The organism is Thermodesulfovibrionales bacterium, from assembly GCA_026417875.1.
In the GTDB taxonomy this organism is placed as follows: domain Bacteria; phylum Nitrospirota; class Thermodesulfovibrionia; order Thermodesulfovibrionales; family CALJEL01; genus CALJEL01.
In genome coordinates, this window is the sequence record JAOACK010000097.1 from 1 (window position 1) to 2,263 (window position 2,263).

Below are 2,263 nucleotides of genomic sequence, written 5' to 3' on the forward strand. Positions count from 1 at the left end.
CTCCAGATGAGTGGAAAATAATGATGATGCATCCTGTATACGGAGCAATGATAATAGGTGACCATCCTAGGCTTAAAATGGCAAAGAACATAGCTCTCACCCATCAGGAAAGATGGGATGGAAGCGGTTATCCCAGAGGTCTAAAAGGAAAGGATATACCGGTTGAGGGACGGATTACGAGCCTTGCAGACCAGTATGACGCACTTAGAAACCCGAGGGTTTACAAACCTGCTTATGACCATCAAACTGCCTTCAGGATTATAACAGAGGGTGATGGAAGAACCATGCCCCATCATTTTGACCCTGAGATACTCAAGATTTTTAAAGATAACGCAGGTATCTTTGAGGAAATTTATGAGAGACTCAGGGGTTAACTTGAAATTTTTGTAATATTTAAGCTATCTTATTTAGCTTAAATTTCTTTCATTATAAAGATTTCTTAATATACGGGAGGCTTGCTTATGGCAAAAAAGGCTGCTAATGTTAAAAAAACAAGAACAAAAACAAGAACAAAAACAAAAACAAGAACAAAAACAAAGAAGTATGTCTATTTCTTTGGTAATGGAAAGGCAGAGGGTCGTGGAGATATGAAGGATCTTCTCGGTGGGAAGGGTGCAGGTCTTGCTGAAATGACAAACCTTGGAGTTCCTGTTCCTGCAGGTTTTACTATAACAACAGAGGCATGTAATGCATATTTTAAGAACAATAAAAAATATCCGCCTGGCATGTGGGAACAGGTTCTTGAGAATATGAAGAAGGTTGAAAAGGCAATGGGGATGAAATTTGGAGATCCTGAGAATCCCCTTCTTGTATCAGTCCGCTCAGGTGCGAAATACTCCATGCCAGGAATGATGGATACAGTTCTCAATCTCGGTCTTAACGAGCAGACTCTCAATGGACTAATCAAAAAGACAAATAATGAGAGATTTGCCTATGATGCCTACAGAAGATTTATAACTATGTTTGGAAGTATTGTTATGGGAATAGACAGGCAGAAATTTGAAAATGTACTTGAAGATATAAAAAAAGAAAAAGGAGTCCATCTTGATACAGACCTTGACGCAGAGGATCTTAAAAAAGTGGTAGAAAGTTTCAAGGAAATTTATAAAAGGGAGACAGGTACGGATTTCCCTCAGGATCCTTACGAGCAATTAAAAATGGCAATAAACGCAGTTTTTGGTTCATGGTTTGGGGAGAGGGCTGTAAAGTACAGAAAGTTGCACGGCATTCCAGATGATCTTGGTACAGCCTGTAATATTGTTGCAATGGTCTTCGGAAATATGGGTGAGAATTCCGGTACAGGTGTTGGATTTACCCGTGATCCCTCCACAGGGGAAAAGAAATTTTTTGCTGAATGCCTGATAAACGCCCAGGGAGAAGATGTTGTGGCGGGTATCAGGACACCCCTTCATATAGATGAGTTAAAAAAGAGGATGCCTCAGGCTTATAAGGAGCTTGAAAGGATTTACCAGAAACTTGAAAAACATTACAAAGACATGCTTGACATAGAGTTCACTATTCAGGAAGGCAAGCTCTACATGCTCCAGACAAGGGTTGGTAAAAGAACAGCAAGGGCAGCGCTCAAGATTGCTGTTGATATGGTGAAGGAGAAGCTCATTGACAAAGAAACAGCTGTAATGAGGATAGACCCTGCTCAGATAGACCAGCTGCTTCATCCAATGATTGATCCTAACGCAAAGGTTAAGGTTGTCGCAAAGGGTCTTCCGGCTTCTCCTGGAGCAGCTGTAGGAAGGGTTGTCTTTAAGGCACAGGATGCAGAGGAATGGGCAGCAAAAGGCGAAAAGGTGATACTCGTAAGAACAGAGACATCTCCAGAGGATATAGGTGGAATGGCAGCAGCTCAGGGAATACTCACAGCCCGTGGTGGAATGACATCTCATGCAGCAGTTGTTGGTAGGGGTATGGGCAAGGTCTGTGTTGTGGGCTGCGGAGCAATAAATATCAACTAAGAGGGTAAATACTTTACAATAAACAACGAGATAACAGTCCGTGAAGGAGACTATATAACCCTTAATGGTACAACAGGAGAGGTGATACTTGGTGAGGCGCCCCTTGTAATGCCGGAGCTTACAGGTGATTTTGCAACAATAATGAAATGGGCTGATGAATTCAGAAAGCTTGGTGTGAGGGCAAATGCAGATACACCTAAGGATGCAAAGGTAGCGAGAGAATTCGGTGCAGAAGGTATAGGTCTATGCAGAACAGAACATATGTTCTTTGAGGCAGACAGGATAAAGGCTGT

3 protein-coding genes are annotated in these 2,263 nt (G+C 42.0%); all 3 read left to right on the plus strand.

Annotated features, from left to right (window positions below; genetic code table 11):
* The coding region (locus tag N2257_10605) for an HD domain-containing protein (GenBank protein MCX7794834.1) at positions 1 to 374 on the plus strand (374 nt) is incomplete at its 5' end.
* An 87-nt stretch (positions 375 to 461) separates the two neighbouring features.
* On the plus strand, positions 462 to 1,970 hold the full coding sequence (locus tag N2257_10610) for a pyruvate, phosphate dikinase (GenBank protein MCX7794835.1): 1,509 nt from the start codon (positions 462 to 464) through the stop codon (positions 1,968 to 1,970).
* 81 nt (positions 1,971 to 2,051) lie between these two features.
* The coding region (locus N2257_10615) for a hypothetical protein (protein ID MCX7794836.1) at positions 2,052 to 2,263 on the plus strand (212 nt) is incomplete at its 3' end.

What these genes read in the sequence shown, in the direction of transcription:
- N2257_10610 (MCX7794835.1), top strand. Translation starts at nt 462, where the DNA reads ATGGCAAAAAAGGCTGCTAATGTTAAAAAAACAAGAACAAAAACAAGA.